The following is a 16,508-nucleotide window of genomic DNA, read 5'->3' as shown; positions in this document are numbered from 1 at the left end:
TATCATGGTTTTATTTTAGCAAATAACTGTTTATTTGTACAAGCTCATTATTTTCCATATAAACACGGTCAACTCTTCTTGATATCATACATAACACTTCATAGTTTATAGTTCCTAAGTCTTGGGCTATACGTTCAGCTGTAACTTCACCTTCTCCAAATAGTATAACCTCATCTCCAACTTTTATGTCTATATCTTTGTCAATTCTAACCATTATTTGATCCATACAAATTCTACCAACTACATCAAACACTTCTCCTTTAATAAGAACCTTTGGATTTTTTTGAATTCTAGTAAATCCATCTGCATATCCTATTGGAACTGTAGCGATTGTTTCTTTACCAGTAGTTGTATACTTTAGTCCATAACTTATTCCTACACCTGGTTCAACTTGTTTTATATGTCCGATTTTTGATTTTAATTTCATTGCTGGTCTTAATTCTAATCTTTCTTTAAATACATCCTCAGATGGATAATGACCATATAATATTATTCCTGCTCTTACCATATTTAATCTTAAATCAGGGCAATCCATAATAGCTGCACTGTTTGATACATGTTTTATAGCTATTTTTACACCAGCTTCGTCCAACTTATCAGACATAAATTTATAATTATTAGCTTGTTTATAAGTGTACTCTTTACTTACTTCATCAGCTGTAGCGAAATGAGTAAACATACCTTCTAAATTTATATATTCTAATTTATTTAATTTTATTATTTCCTGTACTGACTCTTCATTAGGTTGGAAACCTATTCTAGTCATTCCTGAGTCTATTTTAATGTGAACACAGGCTTTTTCTCCTAAAGATTTTGCAACCTCGTTTATCTTTTGTGCTGTTTCTAAAGAATAAACTGTCATAGTTATTTTATTTTTTATAGAATCTTCGAAAGCTTCGTCTGGAGTATATCCTAAGTTCAAAATAGGAAGTGTTATGCCATTTTGTCTAAGTTCGATTCCTTCAGCAGTTCTTGCTACTGCTAAATAATCTACTTTTTCTTTTTCTAGCAATTTTGCAACTTCTACTGCACCATGTCCATATGCATCAGCTTTTATTACTCCACAAACCTTAATATCTTCTTCTAATAAATTTTTAATATTATTTAAGTTAAATCTTAAGTTATCTAGATTTATCTCTGCCCATGTAGGCACTGTTATTTTTTGCATTTCTTTAGTCCCCCTTAGTTTCTGTATTCAAAATCATTGTATTTTACTGTAAATCTCGGCACGCCTTCTTTATCCAATACTTCCATTTTTTCAGGGTTCTTTGTGTCAGCATTTACATATAATACTTGCTTATTAAAATATTTATTATCCCCAGGAATAAAAGTTTCTAGAACCAAATGTCCTTTGGATAACTTTATTTTCATCTCTTCGTTTTGAAGATAGTTTTTTATAAAGTCTCCTATAAAAAGATATTGATTGTTCTTTCCTGTATTAGGCAATTCCACTATATCACTGATATTTGGATTTTTAACTAATATTTTATCACCTTGATACTCTATACTCTTCCCTTTTAAATGTTTTGGGGAAATTACTTCTAATTTATAGTTATCAGTTTTTTTATAAGTATGAATTAAAACATAATTGTGTGGGCTTTTATTTCCAAATACTTCTACTTCAGCTTTACAACTGTAAGAATTCATATCAGAAATCTGCTTTTGAAAGTCTTTGTATACTTCTTCTTTAGTGGACTGTCGCTTTTGGCATCCTATTACAATTATAACCAGTGCCAAAAACATAATACATACTATGGTCCACTTTTTTCTCACATCACACCTCCTACTCTAGTTTATTCATTGTATAAAGCTTTTATTATATCATATCTACAAATTATACCTTTAAGTTTATTGTCATCATCTACCACAGGAACTCTGTTTATTGATTTTTTAATCATTACATTAGCTACATCATCAAACTTATCATCTTCATGAACCTTTATTATATCTTTAGACATAAGTTCTCCAACCTTATAAGCAGCCACCTGTTTTATATCTTTTTCTACTTTTTTTAAATCATCTAAGAAAATCAATCCTTGTAATAGATTTATATAGAGAGGTGCTTCTATATATTTTTCCTTTTTAAGAATATCTGTTTCAGAAATCACTCCAACCACTCTGTTTTCTGAATCTACAACTGGCAGACCTCCTATTTTTTCTGCAATTAGCATATTAGCTACATCTGCTATACTATCATCTTGTTTTGCTACTATTACATCTGTTGTCATTATTTCTTTTGCTGTTTTATCCATCATAATGTAATCACTCCTTAGTCCTTAATTATGGTTATCGCATTTGCTATAGCATAATCTTTTGAATGTGATATTGAAACTTTTATTTCTAAAACATTATAATCTATGCACATTTTTGCGAGATTATTATAAGTTTTTACTATTGGTTTTCCCATTTCATTTCTGAGAACTTCTATGTCTTTAAAGTTAAATACTCTAATTCCTGTACCCATAGATTTACTTATAGCTTCTTTAGCTGCGAAATTACCTGCTATACTTTCTGCTTTAAAATTCTTAGAATTAAAATATTCAATTTCTTTATCAGTAAATATTTTTTCCAAAAACCTGTTATTTTTTTCTACAGCTTTTCTTATTCTGTCAATTTCAATTATGTCTACACCAATATCAAATATATTCATTGTTCCTCCAGAAAATTTATAATGCTTCTTTAAATATTAATAATGAATTTATAAATTTACTATTGATAATACATATTATTATTTAGTTTATGTTACTTATCTTAATTTAATAATCATTATAATAAAATTGTAACTTTTAAAATTATTTGTAATGAATATTATATACAAATCTATTATATTATTTATTATACTACACAACTAAGCAAATTTTTTAAATTTTATAAAAATTTTATATATATTTATTATATGAAGATGTTTTCATTTACATAAAACCTAGCTAAACCTTCTTTATATTCTGAATTACAACATAATTTTGCAGTAAATTTAAACTTTTTGTGAATTTATTATCACTAAAAATTTACAATTTTTTTGTTATTTTATTAACACCAAAAAACAAAAAAGTCATTTTATCCAAAATATTTTTTTGGTCAAAATGACTTTTCAGATTATAAATTAATTTATTAAATCCATTCAGCAGATTCTGTTAATATAACAGTTTTATTCTGAGCTACGTTAACAAATCCTTCTGCTATTTTTGCTTCTTTAAAACTTCCATCTTTTTTTATCTTTAAAGTTCCTACAGGTATACCTGAAACAAATGGTATATGACCTTTCAATACTCCTTTGTCTCCTTTTGTAGTTCTAACTACTATCATTTCAACGTCTCCATCATAAAAAGTATTATCTGGAGTTACAACTTTCAATGAAAATTCACTGGCCATGACTACATACTTCCCTTCGCTTTTTTAACAGCATCTTCTATTGTTCCTACAAACAAGAATGCTGACTCTGGTAAGTCATCATGTTTACCTTCAAGAATCTCTTTAAATCCTCTTACAGTCTCTTTAACAGGAACATATTGACCTGGATTTCCTGTAAATTGCTCAGCAACTGTAAATGATTGAGATAAGAATCTTTGTATCTTTCTAGCACGTGCAACTATTAACTTATCTTCATCGGATAATTCATCCATACCAAGTATAGCGATTATATCTTGAAGTTCTTTATATCTTTGAAGTATTGATTGTACACCTCTAGCTACTTCATAATGTTCTTTTCCTACTATATTAGGGTCAAGAATTCTTGATGTAGATTCAAGAGGGTCAACTGCTGGATATATACCCAATGATGATATTTGTCTAGATAAAACTGTTTTTGCATCTAAGTGAGAGAATGTTGTAGCTGGCGCTGGGTCAGTTAAGTCATCCGCTGGTACATATACTGCTTGAACAGATGTTATTGAACCTTTTTTAGTTGATGTTATTCTCTCTTGAAGCGCACCCATTTCAGTAGCTAATGTTGGCTGATAACCAACAGCTGATGGCATACGTCCTAGAAGTGCTGAAACTTCTGAACCAGCTTGTGTGAAACGGAATATATTATCAACGAAAAGTAAAACGTCTTGTCCTTGCTCATCTCTAAAATGCTCCGCCATTGTAAGTCCAGTTAAAGCAACTCTCATTCTTGCTCCTGGTGGCTCATTCATCTGACCAAATACTAGAGCAGTTTTATTTATAACTCCAGATTCACTCATCTCTCCATAAAGGTCATTACCTTCTCTTGTTCTTTCTCCTACTCCTGAGAATACAGAAATACCACCATGTTGCTTAGCGATATTGTTTATAAGTTCTTGTATTAAAACTGTTTTTCCTACTCCTGCTCCTCCAAATAGACCTATTTTTCCACCTTTTAGATATGGTGCTAGTAAGTCAACTACTTTAATACCTGTTTCCAGTATTTCAGCTGTAGTTTCTAGTTCATCATATGCTGGTGCTGGTCTATGTATAGGTAATTTAGGTGCAGATTTTGGAGCTGGTTTTCCATCAACTGGTTTTCCAAGAACATTAAATATTCTACCTAAAGTCTCGTCTCCAACAGGAACACTTATTGGTCCACCTGTATCTACAACTTCCATACCTCTTACAAGTCCATCTGTCGCACTCATAGATATACATCTTACAGTATCATCACCTATATGTTGAGCAACTTCTGCAACTATTTCTTTATCTCCTAACTTTATTACTAACGCATTTAATAAGTTAGGTAGGCTTTGTTCACTATCAAACTTAACATCTAGTACAGCTCCTACAATCTGTACTACTTTACCTACATTTGCCATTTCCTAACCTCCCTATTTTAGAGCTTCAACTCCACCAACTATCTCTGTTATTTCTTGAGTTACAGCTGACTGTCTTGCTCTGTTATAACTTAACTCTAAATTAGATAGCATTTCATTCGCATTGTCTGTGGCTGATTCCATCGCAGTTCTTCTAGCACCTTGCTCTGACGCAAAAGATTCCAAAATTCCACCATATACTGTACCTGATATAAATTGAGGTACTATATAACTCAAAACTGCCTCTGCTGATGGTATATATTGTACTTTTGATTTACTTTGCTTTTCTTCTTTTATTACAATTCCTTGCTCATCTGTACCTTTCTCGAAAACTAATGGAAGCAATTTTAAAATTTCAACTTCTTGCGATAAAGCTGATTTAAATTTTGTATAAGAAATATAAACTTCATCTACTTCACCTTTTTTATACAGGTCGATAATAGTTTGTGAAATTTCTATCGCATCTTCATATCCACAAGCTTCCACACTATTTATATCTTTTGCTATATTGTAATCTCTTTTAGAAAAGAATTCATGAGCTTTCTTTCCTACAGTTATAACTGTTTCCTTTTTACCTTGCATATGAGATACAGATTCCTTTAACACATTGGAATTGTATCCACCAGCAAGACCTCTGTCTCCAGCTACTACTATATAGCACTTATTCTTTACTTCTCTTTCTTTTAAAAATTCATTTCTAACTCCACGTGTTGTTTGGGCAATATCTTTTACTGTATCGTACAAAGTATTAAAGTATTCTCTTGAATCTTCAGCTTTTTCTTTTGCCTTTCTAAGCTTAGAAGATGCAACTAGTTCCATAGCTTTAGTTATTTGTTTTGTACTTTCAACAGTTCCCATACGTATTTTGATTGCTTTAATTCCAGCTCCTGCCAATTAATTTACCTCCTTTTTTAAAAAGGATTATACTTCAACAACAAACTTTTCTTTAAATTCATTTATTGCATCTGTTAAATCATGAGTGAAGTCATCTCCACCTAATATTTTTCTTGATATTTCTGGATAATTATTATCTACAAATGCATACAATTCTGATTCAAATCTAGCTATATTATCTATTGGAATATCCTCTAGATGATTATTTATAACAGCGTATATTATCATAACCTGATTTTCAACTTTTATTGGTTGATGCTCACCTTGTTTTAATATCTCAACTATTCTTTCACCTTGAGCAAGTCTCTTTTTAGTATCTTCATCCAAGTCAGAACCAAATTGTGAGAATGCTGCAAGTTCTCTATATTGTGAATATGCAAGTTTTAATGTACCTGCAACTTTTTTCATTGCTTTAATTTGCGCAGAACCACCAACCCTCGATACTGATATACCAGGGTCAACTGCTGGTCTTACACCTGAATAGAACAATTCTGGTTGTAAGTATATTTGACCATCTGTTATAGATATAACGTTTGTTGGTATATACGCAGAAACGTCACCAGCTTGAGTTTCTATTATAGGTAAAGCAGTCATTGAGCCTCCACCTAATTCATCTGATAACTTAGCTGCTCTTTCAAGTAATCTTGAATGTAAATAGAATACATCTCCAGGATATGCCTCACGTCCTGGTGGTCTTCTAAGTAATAATGACATTTCTCTATATGCAACGGCTTGTTTACTTAAATCATCATATACTATAAGTACATGTTTTCCATTGTACATAAACTCTTCACCCATTGCTGCTCCAGCATATGGCGCTATATATTGAAGTGGCGCTGATTCAGATGCTGTTGCTGAAACTACTATTGTATAGTCTAAAGCTCCACCTTTTTCTAGTGAATTAACCAATTGAGCTACAGTAGAACGTTTTTGCCCAATTGCTACATATATACATATAACATCTTTTCCTTTTTGATTTAATATAGTGTCAATAACTATAGATGTTTTACCAGTTTGTCTGTCACCTATTATTAACTCTCTTTGACCTCTACCAATTGGTATCATTGAATCTATTGATTTGATTCCTGTTTGTAATGGTTCATAAACAGACCTTCTATCTATTATACCAGGTGCTTCAGATTCAACTGGTCTAGTTTTTGTATATGCTATAGGTCCTTTTCCATCTATTGGTTGACCTAGAGAATTTACAACTCTACCCATTAAAGCTTCTCCAACTGGAACTTCAACTATTCTTCCAGTTCTCTTAACTATATCGCCTTCTTTTATTTCACTGTCATCACCAAGTATAACAGCTCCAACTACTTCTTCTTCTAAGTTAAGTGCCATACCATATATTTCACCTGGGAACTCTAGTAACTCACCAGACATAGCTTTCTCTAATCCATATACACTCGCTATACCATCCCCAACTGTTAAAACACTCCCTGTATCTGTTAACTCAACTTTATTCTCATAATTTTTTATTTGCTGCTTAATTATAGAACTTATTTCTTCAGGTTTTAAGTTCATGGGTTCACCGCCATTCTTAAGATATTACTTCAGATAGCTTTTCTTTCATCTTATCTAGACGAGTTTTTACAGTGCCATCTATCTGTTCATTTCCAAGTCTAACTAGAACTCCCCCTAGTATAGTCTTGTCAACTACATTTTCTATAGTAACATTTTTATTGTATTTACTTGAAAGTTTAACTTCAAGTTCTTTAATATCTGTTTCACTCATTGGAATAGCACTTATTGCTACACCAGCAATCACATTGTTTTTCTTATTTAATAACTCTTTATAAGCTAATTCTATATCTTCTAAATATGATATCCTATCTTTGTCTACCAAAACTTTCAAGAAGTTTTTTATGTTGGAACTTACTTCCTTACTAAAAATAATTTCTACCAAGTTTTTCTTTTCTGATTTTGAAACTAATGGTGATTTTAAAACTTTGTAGAAATCTTTACTAACTTTAGTCATCATATCTACTACTTTTTCTAATTCTTTGAACAATAAATCAGTTGAATTTTCTTCTTCTCCTAATTGAAATAGGGCTTCAGCATATCTGTTGGCTATTACATTTATCATTTAGCTTCCCCTACCTCTTTTATAAAGTTTTCTATCAATTCTTCATGTTTAGATTTATCTAAATCTTTTTCAATGACCTTAGATGCTGCAAGTAGTGCTATATTAGATATATCACTCTTAATTTCATTTATAACCTTTTGTCTTTCTTGTTCTACATCTTTACTTGCTTTCTCTTTTATATCAAGAGCATCTTTCTTTGCAGTATTTACTATATCATCTGATTTCTGTTCTGCTCTTATAGTTGCTTGTTTTATGATTTCTTGACCTTCATCTTTAGCAAAATTGATTTTTGACTCATATTCTTTTTTCAGAGCTAAACCTTCATTTTTTGCTTTTTCGCCTTCTGCCAGATCGTTTTTAATATCATTTTCTCTTGATTCAATTATATTTAATACTGGCTTAAATAAAAGCTTTCTCAGAAGTAAAAATATTATAAAAGTATTAACAATTTGGAACACAAATTCCCATGTTATACCTACTAGTGCTTTCTCCATAATTATCCTCCTTTCCATAAATCATAACTACTTATAATCACGAGAAGAAAAAACTCTTCTCATGATTATAAGTTTGAGATGATTTACCTATAAACCTATCTCAAAATATTTAAGGACTAAATCTACATTCCTAAGTATTTAAAGAATGGATTTACGAATAGAAGTATTATTGATACAACCAAACCATATATTGCTGAAGACTCTGCTATAGCAACACCTAGTAATAAAGTTGAAGTTATATCACCTTTAGCTTCTGGTTGGTTCCCTACTGCTTCTGCTGCTTTACCTGCTGCTACACCTTGACCTATTCCTGCACCTATACCTGTTGCAACTGCTATTCCTGCACCTATTGCTGATGCTGCCGCTACTATTGCTGTTTCCATAATTATTTCCTCCTTAAAACTTTAATTTTTTAAATTATTTTATTTTTATCTTAATATAAGTTGATTTCTTAATCTAATTCTCCTGCACTTGATATAAACACCATTGTTAACATTATGAATATATATGCTTGTAACAATCCTGCAAATAAGTCAAAATACAAGTGCAATGGTACTGGTATTAGTATCTGTCCAATTGGTATTGATAATCCTGGTATTAAACTAGATACAAAACCTAAAAGTTGATAAAATAGACCCATTATAATTGTTCCACCTAAAATATTCCCAAATGGACGGAAACTTAATGATATTGGTCTGGCTAACTCACCTATAATATTGATTGGTAACATTACAGGAAGTGGTTGAGCCAATTCTTTAAAGTACGATAATCCCTTAAATTTAACTCCTGCAAAATAAATCATAAAAAATGTAATCATTGCCCATGCAGCAGTTGTATCTAAGTCGGTTGTTGGTGATCTTAATCCAAGTAATGGGCTTAAATTTGAGCATGCGAAAAATAAAAACAAACTTCCTATGTATGGTATCATATATGGCATTCTTTTTATTGTGTTTTTACCCATAACATTTGTAACCATTTTAGCAAGACCACCTATTGCAAACTCCAAAAATATTTGGATTTTACTAGTTGGAACTTTTTTTAAGTTTCTAGTCAAGAAATAAGATGCTATCGCTAAAAAGGCCATTATTCCCCAACTCACTAGTATTGTTTCACTAATTTTAAAGTTTCCTATGAGATAATAATGCGCTTGACTCATACTTATGCCTCCTTCCTCTTTAATTTATTTATAAAGTTTTTTGATAATATGACAAACTTTGTACTCAATAATCCTAATGCTGTTCCGATTATATTTAAATGTGGTACTTTAGCTGAAGCAATTAGAACAACTGCCATTATAAATAACCTAATGGTATATTGTGCTGATGCATAAGCTTGTGCCTTTCCAGCAGGAAATGTCACTGATTTTTCCAGTGATATTGCCAATAATCTAAAATTTAACATAGCTATTATAGAGCCAAATATAAGTCCTAATAATAATGGCTTACTTAATGTTGATGTTATCAACATTAGCACAATTAAAATTACATCAAATATTACTATACCCTTTGTTACTGACCTTACTTGGTTAAGTAATTTTATATCCAATATATCACTTCCTTCGTGTATATACTATTAGAGTTTTATAAACACCACTGAAAGCTCCTCCAACGCCTAACAATAAAAATATTATTGTCAGAACTGGACTAGTATTTAATTTACTATCTAAAAATTTTCCTAAGAAAGTACATCCTAATATTGATATTACAATCATCAATCCTATTTGGCTTATTAAACTAAACAACTTTGCAATTTCCATATGTGTATTTCTTTTACTCATAAATAGTATCCCTCATTATTACAAAATAAATAACAATTAATTAATCTATATCATAAATTTATTTAATTATAAAATATATCTTACTACTAATCTGATGATTTTTCAAACACTTTCTTTTAACCATATCATTCCATTGTCATAATTTGGCTTTTATTGTCATGTCATTACTATTTACTAAAATTTTATAAGCTCTATTCCTGCTTCTTTTAGCAATTCTGTAGACATGTCATCTGGATAATCACCTTCATAAACAATTTTTAATATACCTGCATTTATGCACATTTTTGCACACAAAACACAAGGCCTTGTAGTAACATACAAAGTTGCTCCATCTACACTAATACCATTATGAGCTGCTTGTATTATGGCATTTTGTTCAGCATGTAATGCTCTACACAATTCATGTCTTTCTCCTGAAGGAATATTCAATTCCTGCCTTTTACATCCAATATTTTCACAGTGTTCAAGATTTCTTGGAGAGCCATTATATCCAGTTGTTAATATTTGTTTGTCCCTTACAATGACAGCACCTACTTGTCTTCTAATACAAGTTGAACGCTTTTTCACTACTTCTGCAATTTCCATGAAGTATTCATCCCATGATGGTCTCATAATTTACTTTTCTCCTCTTTGCTTATGTACTGGTCTTATATATTTATTAGATTTCAAGCTAAATAAATACTTATTTTTATATTATATACACATGTTAATTGAATGTCCAATAAAAAAAGAGCATTTTTACCATTTAAATTTTAAATACCCGTTATATGCTCTCTTTAATCTATTAAATTTATTATATCATCTTAACAAAATATTAATAGCCCTATCTAATATAAATTAATTTTTTGGATAGATTCCATTGTTTAATATGGCTTCTAAAACCCCTCCAGCTATGCATCTAGCTTTATCTGATATTGTAAAAGCATTCTTAACTTCTTCTTTTCTAGGGTCTATGTCTAGTATTTTTAAACTTTTATTTACCTTTGCTCCATCTTTTAATAATCCTCTAAGCACTCCAGGTATTGTTGCTCTAACTTCATGCTTTTTTTCATAATCATTAATATAACAAAGTAAGTCTCCTTTTTCAACTATATCGCCTATCTTACATACATTTTCCATTATACCAGCATGCTGTGAATGCATTACCCTCTCTTTAGCGAAACCTTTTATTGCACCTGGTATTCCAGTATTTTTTTCTGCTCTTCCATCAGTTATTACTCTTCCTAGATTATGACCTCTCATTGTTTCTATAACAATGTCTACATCTTCACCTGCGCAAAATCCAGGTCCTAAAGCTATTGTAAGTGGCGCCATATCTTTAGTTGTACCTAAGTTTTTCTTAGCTAATATCCCATCAACCAAAACAATTGGATTTATTTTTGATAGCATTTCTCCTTTTGGGTCTATAATCAATGCTACTTTATCTTGAGACAAGGTCTCTTCTATTTCTTTTTCAGTATTACAAAGTATGCACTCTACACCTTCAACAATCACCTTTTTTTCATAAACAGCTTCACAAAAAGAAATTTGTCTTCTTATGGCTAATGGTTCTTCTATTTCTAGAGCAATCACTTTAAAACCACTATTGTGTAATTTATGAATAACTGCTGTCGCTAAATCTCCTGCTCCTCTTACCACTATACAATTTTTCATGTATTATCACTCCTAATAATATCCTTCATACTTTATTTCTAATTTAATACACATCAATTTAATTGTAAGCAACTAACATGCCATATTGAAAAACATTAATATTTTGTAGATTCCTGTAAAATAGCCATTCTTTTTTAATTGGTAAAAACTTTTTATTCTCAATTCGAGAAATTTATCAATTCAAGAATTACTATTTTGAGAAAAATATATAAAAAGGAACCTTCTTACATAAAATTATACATTACATAAGAAGGCCCCCAGAAATATTTATGGTTATTTATTTTTATTTAGTTCCAAATAATCTATCTCCAGCATCACCAAGACCAGGAATTATATATCCATGTTCATTCAATTTTTCATCAATTGATGCAACATATATATCAACATCATCATGATATTTTTGTACTTCTGCTATACCTTCTGGTGCAGCTACTAAATTAGCTAATTTTATACTTTTAGCTCCTTTAGATTTAAGTAAATCTATGGCTGCTACAGCAGACCCTCCTGTTGCAAGCATAGGGTCAACTACTATTATATCTCTTTCTCCTATATCTTGAGGAAGTTTACAATAGTATTCAACTGGTTTTAATGTTTCTGGGTCTCTATATAGTCCCACATGCCCAACTTTTGCTGCTGGCATTAAACTTACTAATCCATCTACCATCCCAAGACCTGCTCTTAAGATTGGAATTATTGCTAATTTTTTACCCGCAACTACTTTAGATGATGTTTTTTGAATAGGAGTTTCTATTTCTACATCTTTTAATGGTATATCTTTTGTTATTTCATATCCCATTAACATTGCAATTTCAGTTAAAAGTTCTCTAAAATCCTTAGAACCAGTATTTTTGTCTCTCATTAAAGTTAATTTATGTTGTATTAATGGATGGTTTGTCTCTACCACTTTACTCATTTTGATAATTCCTCCTGATAAAACTGTAATTTTTATTATTTATTATGTTTTTCTTCTATTGATTTAATCATATTTACTCTTCTAGCATGTCTATCACCTTCAAAATCTGTGTTAATCCATGCCTCAACTATTTCAAGTGCTAGACCTTTTCCTAAAACTCTTTCACCTAATGACAACATGTTTGCATCATTATGTGCTTTTGACATTTTTGCAGAAAATACATCTGATACAACTGCACATCTTATTCCAGGAACCTTATTTGCAGCTAAAGATATTCCTATACCTGTACCACAACATAATATTCCATAATCTACTTCTTTATCCACAACTGCATTTGCAACTACTTCTCCATAAACAGGATAATCAACAGAATCTGTAGCATTATTAGTTCCATAATCCACACATTCTATCCCTTTACCTTCTAAATAGCTTATTATTTCTTTTTTTAAATTATATCCTCCATGGTCACAACCTAATCCTATCTTCATTTGTTTATCCTCCACTTCATATTTTTTTTACTATTTCGTTGACAGAATATATTATTTCTTTCATAGTATCTTTATAAGTATCTAAATTTCCACCAAATGGGTCAGATATATCTAACTCACTCTTATTTACAAACCCTTTAAAAGTATACACTTTTTCTTTGCATTTTGGAACTGCTTGTACTAAAATTTCTTTATGAGATTTAGTCATTGTTAGTATTATATCTGAGCTATCAATTAATTCCTTAGTAATTACCTTACTTCTATGATTTGACAAGTCTATACCTAATTCTTTTACTGCTTCTATAGAATGTTTAGAAGCATTCATACCATCTACTGTTGATATACCTGCTGATGATATACAATATTCTTCAATATTTCTTCCAGATTCTTCAATTGCCTTCTTTAATATAGCTTCAGCCATAGGGCTTCTACAAGTATTCCCTGTACATACAATAAGTATATTCATATTTTACAACTCCCTTTTAAGCCTTTATTACTTTGTATCCTGCTGACTTAAGTAATCTATTCATAATGGCTTGTCCAACGCCAGTTTTAGGGAACTCCTCTGAATATATGACATCAATACCCTTTTTATCCATTTCTATAAGAGCATCAAACAGATTACTTGCAACTTCTTCAAGAGTGCTTCCTAAATCTATTACTTCTCCATCATAAAACTCTCTATTTCTACTAATACACATTACGCCTGTTTTTAGGCCTTTCTCTTTATTAGATTTTATCATATCATTAATCTTTGTTGCTACATTTTCTCTTTTTCCAGATATAATATATACATCTGCATTTGGAGAATAGTGTTTATACTTCATTCCAGGAGCTTTAGCTTTTTGATTGTCTTCTTTTTTACTTAATGATGGGTCAAGCTTTACTTCACCAAGAAGTTCTTCCAAAACTTCTTTAGTGATACTTCCAGGTCTCAATATCATTGGAGTTTCTTCTGTCAAATCTAATACAGTTGACTCTAATCCAAAGTTACTATCTCCACCCAAAACTATCCCATCTACTCTTCCATTCATTTCTTCATATACATGTTTTGCTTTTGTTGGAGATGGTCTACCAGATATGTTTGCAGAAGGAGCTGCAATAGGTACGCCAGCTTCTTTTATTATTGCCCTGGCAATAACATTAGAAGGCATTCTTATTGCAACTGTATCAAGCCCCCCACTAGTTCTATATGGAATTATATCTTTCTTATTTAATATTATTGTTATAGGTCCTGGCCAAAGCTTTTCTATAACAAGTTTAGCTTTATCACTTACATCTTTAGCTAAATCATATACTTCTTCTTTTTCATATATATGAACTATTAGTGGATTATCACTAGGTCTTCCTTTAGCTTCATAAATCTTTTTTACTGCATTCTCATCTAATGCATTTGCACCTAGCCCATATACTGTCTCAGTTGGAAAGATAACTGTTTTACCTTCTCTAAGAAGTTTTGCTTGTATTTTTATTTCTTCATAATCAATATTATTTATATCAATACTACTTATAATAGTTTTCATCTTTTGTATGCCTGCTTTCATTTTAATTTTATATATAGTTTACAATTATTGTACCTACCAAAAAACCAATTATACAATACACACTTTTTGAATGCGGGAAAATTTCTTCCAATACAACATACATCATTGTACCTCCTGCTGTAGCAAGAAATACACCTATAAGGGACGTAAATGCCCCTCCGAAATAAGCACCTAAAAAACTTCCTAGACCCATAGGTAGTCCAGCTATCAAAGTAAATAAAATGACCTTGCCTAGTTTCATTTTATTGCAAACTAAACCCAATGCCATAGCTAATCCTTCTGGTATATTGTGTAGACCTATAACTATAGCAAGAGTTATACCTAAGCTTTCAGTTGACATGAAAGAAGAACCTATTGCTAACCCCTCTGGTAAATTATGTAGTAATATACTTATGAATATAAGATACCCAGATGTCATACTTCCAGACACATCTAATTTTGTTTTTATGTACATAGTTATGAGAGCTCCAACAAATGTAAATATAACTGTATTGAGTATACCCATTTTGTCCATTGATTCTTTCATCAAGTCAAATACCACTACAGCTAACATTATTCCGCCAGATAATCCCATAAAGAAATTTAGATATTTATCAACCTCTCTTTTAAAAATAGCCGATATTACTCCTCCTAATCCTGTCCCTATAACACCTGCCAAAAGCCCAATCATTGTTACCTTTAGTATCATATAACCCTCCTATACTTGTATATAACAATTATATACAGTAGAATATGATAACATGACCTAAAATGCAAAATAGCTGTTTCAAAATAGAAAATAATTTCTAGAAAGAAACAGCTTCTTTAAAACATTACTTATATTGCAGTCATTTTCTCTGTTTGGTCAACAGTAATTAAAGCATCTATCATTTCATCTATATCTCCATCTAAGAACGCATCTAGCTTATATAAAGTTAAATTTATTCTATGGTCACTTATTCTACCTTGAGGGAAATTATATGTTCTTATTCTTTCTGACCTATCTCCTGTTCCAACCTGGCTCTTTCTTTCCGCTGCTATATCTTTGTGTTGTTCTGCCAATGCTTTATCGTAAAGTCTAGCTTTTAATATTTTTAAAGCTTGCTCTTTATTTTTTAATTGTGATTTTCCATCCTGACAAGATACTACTTCACCTGTAGGTATATGAGTTACCCTAACTGCAGAGTCAGTAGTGTTGACACTTTGCCCTCCATTACCTGAAGAACGGAAAACATCTATTCTTAAATCATTTGGATTTATTTCAACTTCTACATCTTCAACTTCTGGTAATACAGCAACAGTAGAAGTTGATGTGTGTATTCTTCCACCAGATTCAGTTGATGGTATTCTTTGAACTCTATGAACTCCAGACTCATACTTTAATCTTGAGTATGCTCCTTTACCTTTTATCATAAAAGATACTTCTTTATATCCACCAACTCCAGTATCACTTGCACTTAATAATTCTATTTTCCATCTTCTTCTCTCAGCATATCTTGAGTACATTCTAAATAAATCACCTGCAAATAGAGCTGCTTCATCTCCTCCAGCTCCACCTCTAATTTCAACTATAACGTTCTTGTCGTCATTAGGGTCTTTAGGTAATAATAATATTTTTATTTCGTCCTCTAGAGGTTCTACTTTTTCTTCCATCTCAGCTAACTCCATTTTAGCTAATTCTCTTAATTCTTCATCTGACTCTTCTTGTAAAATTTCTTTTGATTCTTTTATACTATCTAAAACATTTTTATACTCTCTGTATTTCATAACAATAGGCTCTAAGTCAGCGTGTTCTTTTATATACTTTTGCCAAACTTTTTGATCATTTATTATATCAGGGTCACCTATTTTTTCACTTAAGTCTTTATATGTATCTTCCAATACCTCTAATTTTTTTAACATACTTTC

The 16,508-nt window shown here is 30.9% G+C and carries 22 protein-coding genes; all 22 read right to left on the bottom strand.

The window, feature by feature from the left end:
- Positions 1–10: 10 nt before the first annotated feature.
- The 22 genes from alr to prfA all read right to left on the bottom strand — a co-directional run bounded on the left by alr (position 11) and on the right by prfA (position 16,502).
- A complete protein-coding gene (alr, locus tag Q3223_RS15045; protein ID WP_054271907.1) occupies positions 11–1,168 on the bottom strand; it encodes an alanine racemase in 1,158 nt (385 codons plus the stop codon).
- Positions 1,169–1,182: 14 nt separating this feature from the next.
- Positions 1,183–1,773 carry a germination lipoprotein GerS gene (gene gerS, locus Q3223_RS15040; protein WP_054271908.1) on the bottom strand — a complete coding sequence of 197 codons (591 nt, stop codon included), beginning with the start codon at positions 1,771–1,773 and terminating at the stop codon, positions 1,183–1,185.
- Positions 1,774–1,793: 20 nt separating this feature from the next.
- Positions 1,794–2,255: a CBS domain-containing protein gene (locus Q3223_RS15035; protein WP_021386374.1), complete on the bottom strand. Its 462-nt coding sequence runs from the start codon at positions 2,253–2,255 to the stop codon at positions 1,794–1,796.
- Positions 2,256–2,269: 14 nt separating this feature from the next.
- Complete coding sequence (acpS, locus tag Q3223_RS15030; RefSeq protein ID WP_054271909.1) at positions 2,270–2,650, bottom strand: holo-ACP synthase; 381 nt, start codon at positions 2,648–2,650, stop codon at positions 2,270–2,272.
- Positions 2,651–3,111: 461 nt separating this feature from the next.
- Entirely contained in the window at positions 3,112–3,372 is a 261-nt protein-coding gene (atpC, locus tag Q3223_RS15025; RefSeq protein WP_054271910.1) for an ATP synthase F1 subunit epsilon, read from the bottom strand.
- A gap of 2 nt (positions 3,373–3,374) precedes the next feature.
- A complete protein-coding gene (gene atpD, locus Q3223_RS15020) occupies positions 3,375–4,769 on the bottom strand; it encodes a F0F1 ATP synthase subunit beta (protein ID WP_021386424.1) in 1,395 nt (464 codons plus the stop codon).
- Positions 4,770–4,781: 12 nt separating this feature from the next.
- Positions 4,782–5,660: an ATP synthase F1 subunit gamma gene (atpG, locus tag Q3223_RS15015; RefSeq protein WP_074180099.1), complete on the bottom strand. Its 879-nt coding sequence runs from the start codon at positions 5,658–5,660 to the stop codon at positions 4,782–4,784.
- A gap of 27 nt (positions 5,661–5,687) precedes the next feature.
- Positions 5,688–7,190, bottom strand: a complete 1,503-nt coding sequence (gene atpA, locus Q3223_RS15010) for a F0F1 ATP synthase subunit alpha (RefSeq protein WP_054271912.1) — start codon at positions 7,188–7,190, stop codon at positions 5,688–5,690.
- Positions 7,191–7,206: 16 nt separating this feature from the next.
- On the bottom strand, positions 7,207–7,752 hold the full coding sequence (locus Q3223_RS15005) for a F0F1 ATP synthase subunit delta (protein WP_054277731.1): 546 nt from the start codon (positions 7,750–7,752) through the stop codon (positions 7,207–7,209).
- Positions 7,749–8,246: a F0F1 ATP synthase subunit B gene (gene atpF / locus Q3223_RS15000; RefSeq protein ID WP_054271914.1), complete on the bottom strand. Its 498-nt coding sequence runs from the start codon at positions 8,244–8,246 to the stop codon at positions 7,749–7,751. Before atpF ends, Q3223_RS15005 begins: the two co-directional genes overlap by 4 nt.
- A 122-nt stretch (positions 8,247–8,368) precedes the next feature.
- Positions 8,369–8,629, bottom strand: a complete 261-nt coding sequence (atpE, locus tag Q3223_RS14995; protein ID WP_021386434.1) for an ATP synthase F0 subunit C — start codon at positions 8,627–8,629, stop codon at positions 8,369–8,371.
- Between the two features lie 68 nt (positions 8,630–8,697).
- The gene (atpB, locus tag Q3223_RS14990; protein WP_054271915.1) at positions 8,698–9,402 is read right to left on the bottom strand and encodes a F0F1 ATP synthase subunit A; all 705 of its coding nucleotides are present in this window, start codon (positions 9,400–9,402) and stop codon (positions 8,698–8,700) included.
- Between the two features lie 2 nt (positions 9,403–9,404).
- Complete coding sequence (locus tag Q3223_RS14985) at positions 9,405–9,791, bottom strand: ATP synthase subunit I (RefSeq protein ID WP_054271916.1); 387 nt, start codon at positions 9,789–9,791, stop codon at positions 9,405–9,407.
- Positions 9,792–9,795: 4 nt separating this feature from the next.
- A complete protein-coding gene (locus Q3223_RS14980) occupies positions 9,796–10,023 on the bottom strand; it encodes an AtpZ/AtpI family protein (protein ID WP_021386436.1) in 228 nt (75 codons plus the stop codon).
- A gap of 174 nt (positions 10,024–10,197) precedes the next feature.
- Positions 10,198–10,635 (bottom strand): cytidine/deoxycytidylate deaminase family protein, encoded by a 438-nt coding sequence (locus tag Q3223_RS14975; RefSeq protein ID WP_003421374.1) that lies wholly within the window; start codon positions 10,633–10,635, stop codon positions 10,198–10,200.
- A 225-nt stretch (positions 10,636–10,860) separates the two neighbouring features.
- On the bottom strand, positions 10,861–11,676 hold the full coding sequence (gene yqeB, locus Q3223_RS14970) for a selenium-dependent molybdenum cofactor biosynthesis protein YqeB (protein WP_054271917.1): 816 nt from the start codon (positions 11,674–11,676) through the stop codon (positions 10,861–10,863).
- A 283-nt stretch (positions 11,677–11,959) separates the two neighbouring features.
- A complete protein-coding gene (upp, locus tag Q3223_RS14965; RefSeq protein ID WP_054271918.1) occupies positions 11,960–12,589 on the bottom strand; it encodes a uracil phosphoribosyltransferase in 630 nt (209 codons plus the stop codon).
- 35 nt (positions 12,590–12,624) lie between these two features.
- A complete protein-coding gene (gene rpiB, locus Q3223_RS14960) occupies positions 12,625–13,077 on the bottom strand; it encodes a ribose 5-phosphate isomerase B (RefSeq protein WP_054271919.1) in 453 nt (150 codons plus the stop codon).
- A 16-nt stretch (positions 13,078–13,093) separates the two neighbouring features.
- The gene (locus Q3223_RS14955; RefSeq protein WP_219673908.1) at positions 13,094–13,543 is read right to left on the bottom strand and encodes a low molecular weight protein arginine phosphatase; all 450 of its coding nucleotides are present in this window, start codon (positions 13,541–13,543) and stop codon (positions 13,094–13,096) included.
- Between the two features lie 16 nt (positions 13,544–13,559).
- Positions 13,560–14,600: an L-threonylcarbamoyladenylate synthase gene (locus tag Q3223_RS14950; RefSeq protein ID WP_054271921.1), complete on the bottom strand. Its 1,041-nt coding sequence runs from the start codon at positions 14,598–14,600 to the stop codon at positions 13,560–13,562.
- Between the two features lie 28 nt (positions 14,601–14,628).
- On the bottom strand, positions 14,629–15,309 hold the full coding sequence (locus tag Q3223_RS14945) for a ZIP family metal transporter (RefSeq protein WP_054277734.1): 681 nt from the start codon (positions 15,307–15,309) through the stop codon (positions 14,629–14,631).
- 128 nt (positions 15,310–15,437) lie between these two features.
- Positions 15,438–16,502 carry a peptide chain release factor 1 gene (gene prfA, locus Q3223_RS14940; RefSeq protein WP_054271923.1) on the bottom strand — a complete coding sequence of 355 codons (1,065 nt, stop codon included), beginning with the start codon at positions 16,500–16,502 and terminating at the stop codon, positions 15,438–15,440.
- Between the last annotated feature and the right edge of the window lie 6 nt (positions 16,503–16,508).

The organism is Clostridioides sp. GD02367, from assembly GCF_045900275.1.
In the GTDB taxonomy this organism is placed as follows: Bacteria; Bacillota; Clostridia; order Peptostreptococcales; family Peptostreptococcaceae; genus Clostridioides; species Clostridioides difficile_A.
Note: the sequence above shows the minus strand (reverse complement) of the source record. Positions and strands in the feature narration are given on the sequence as shown.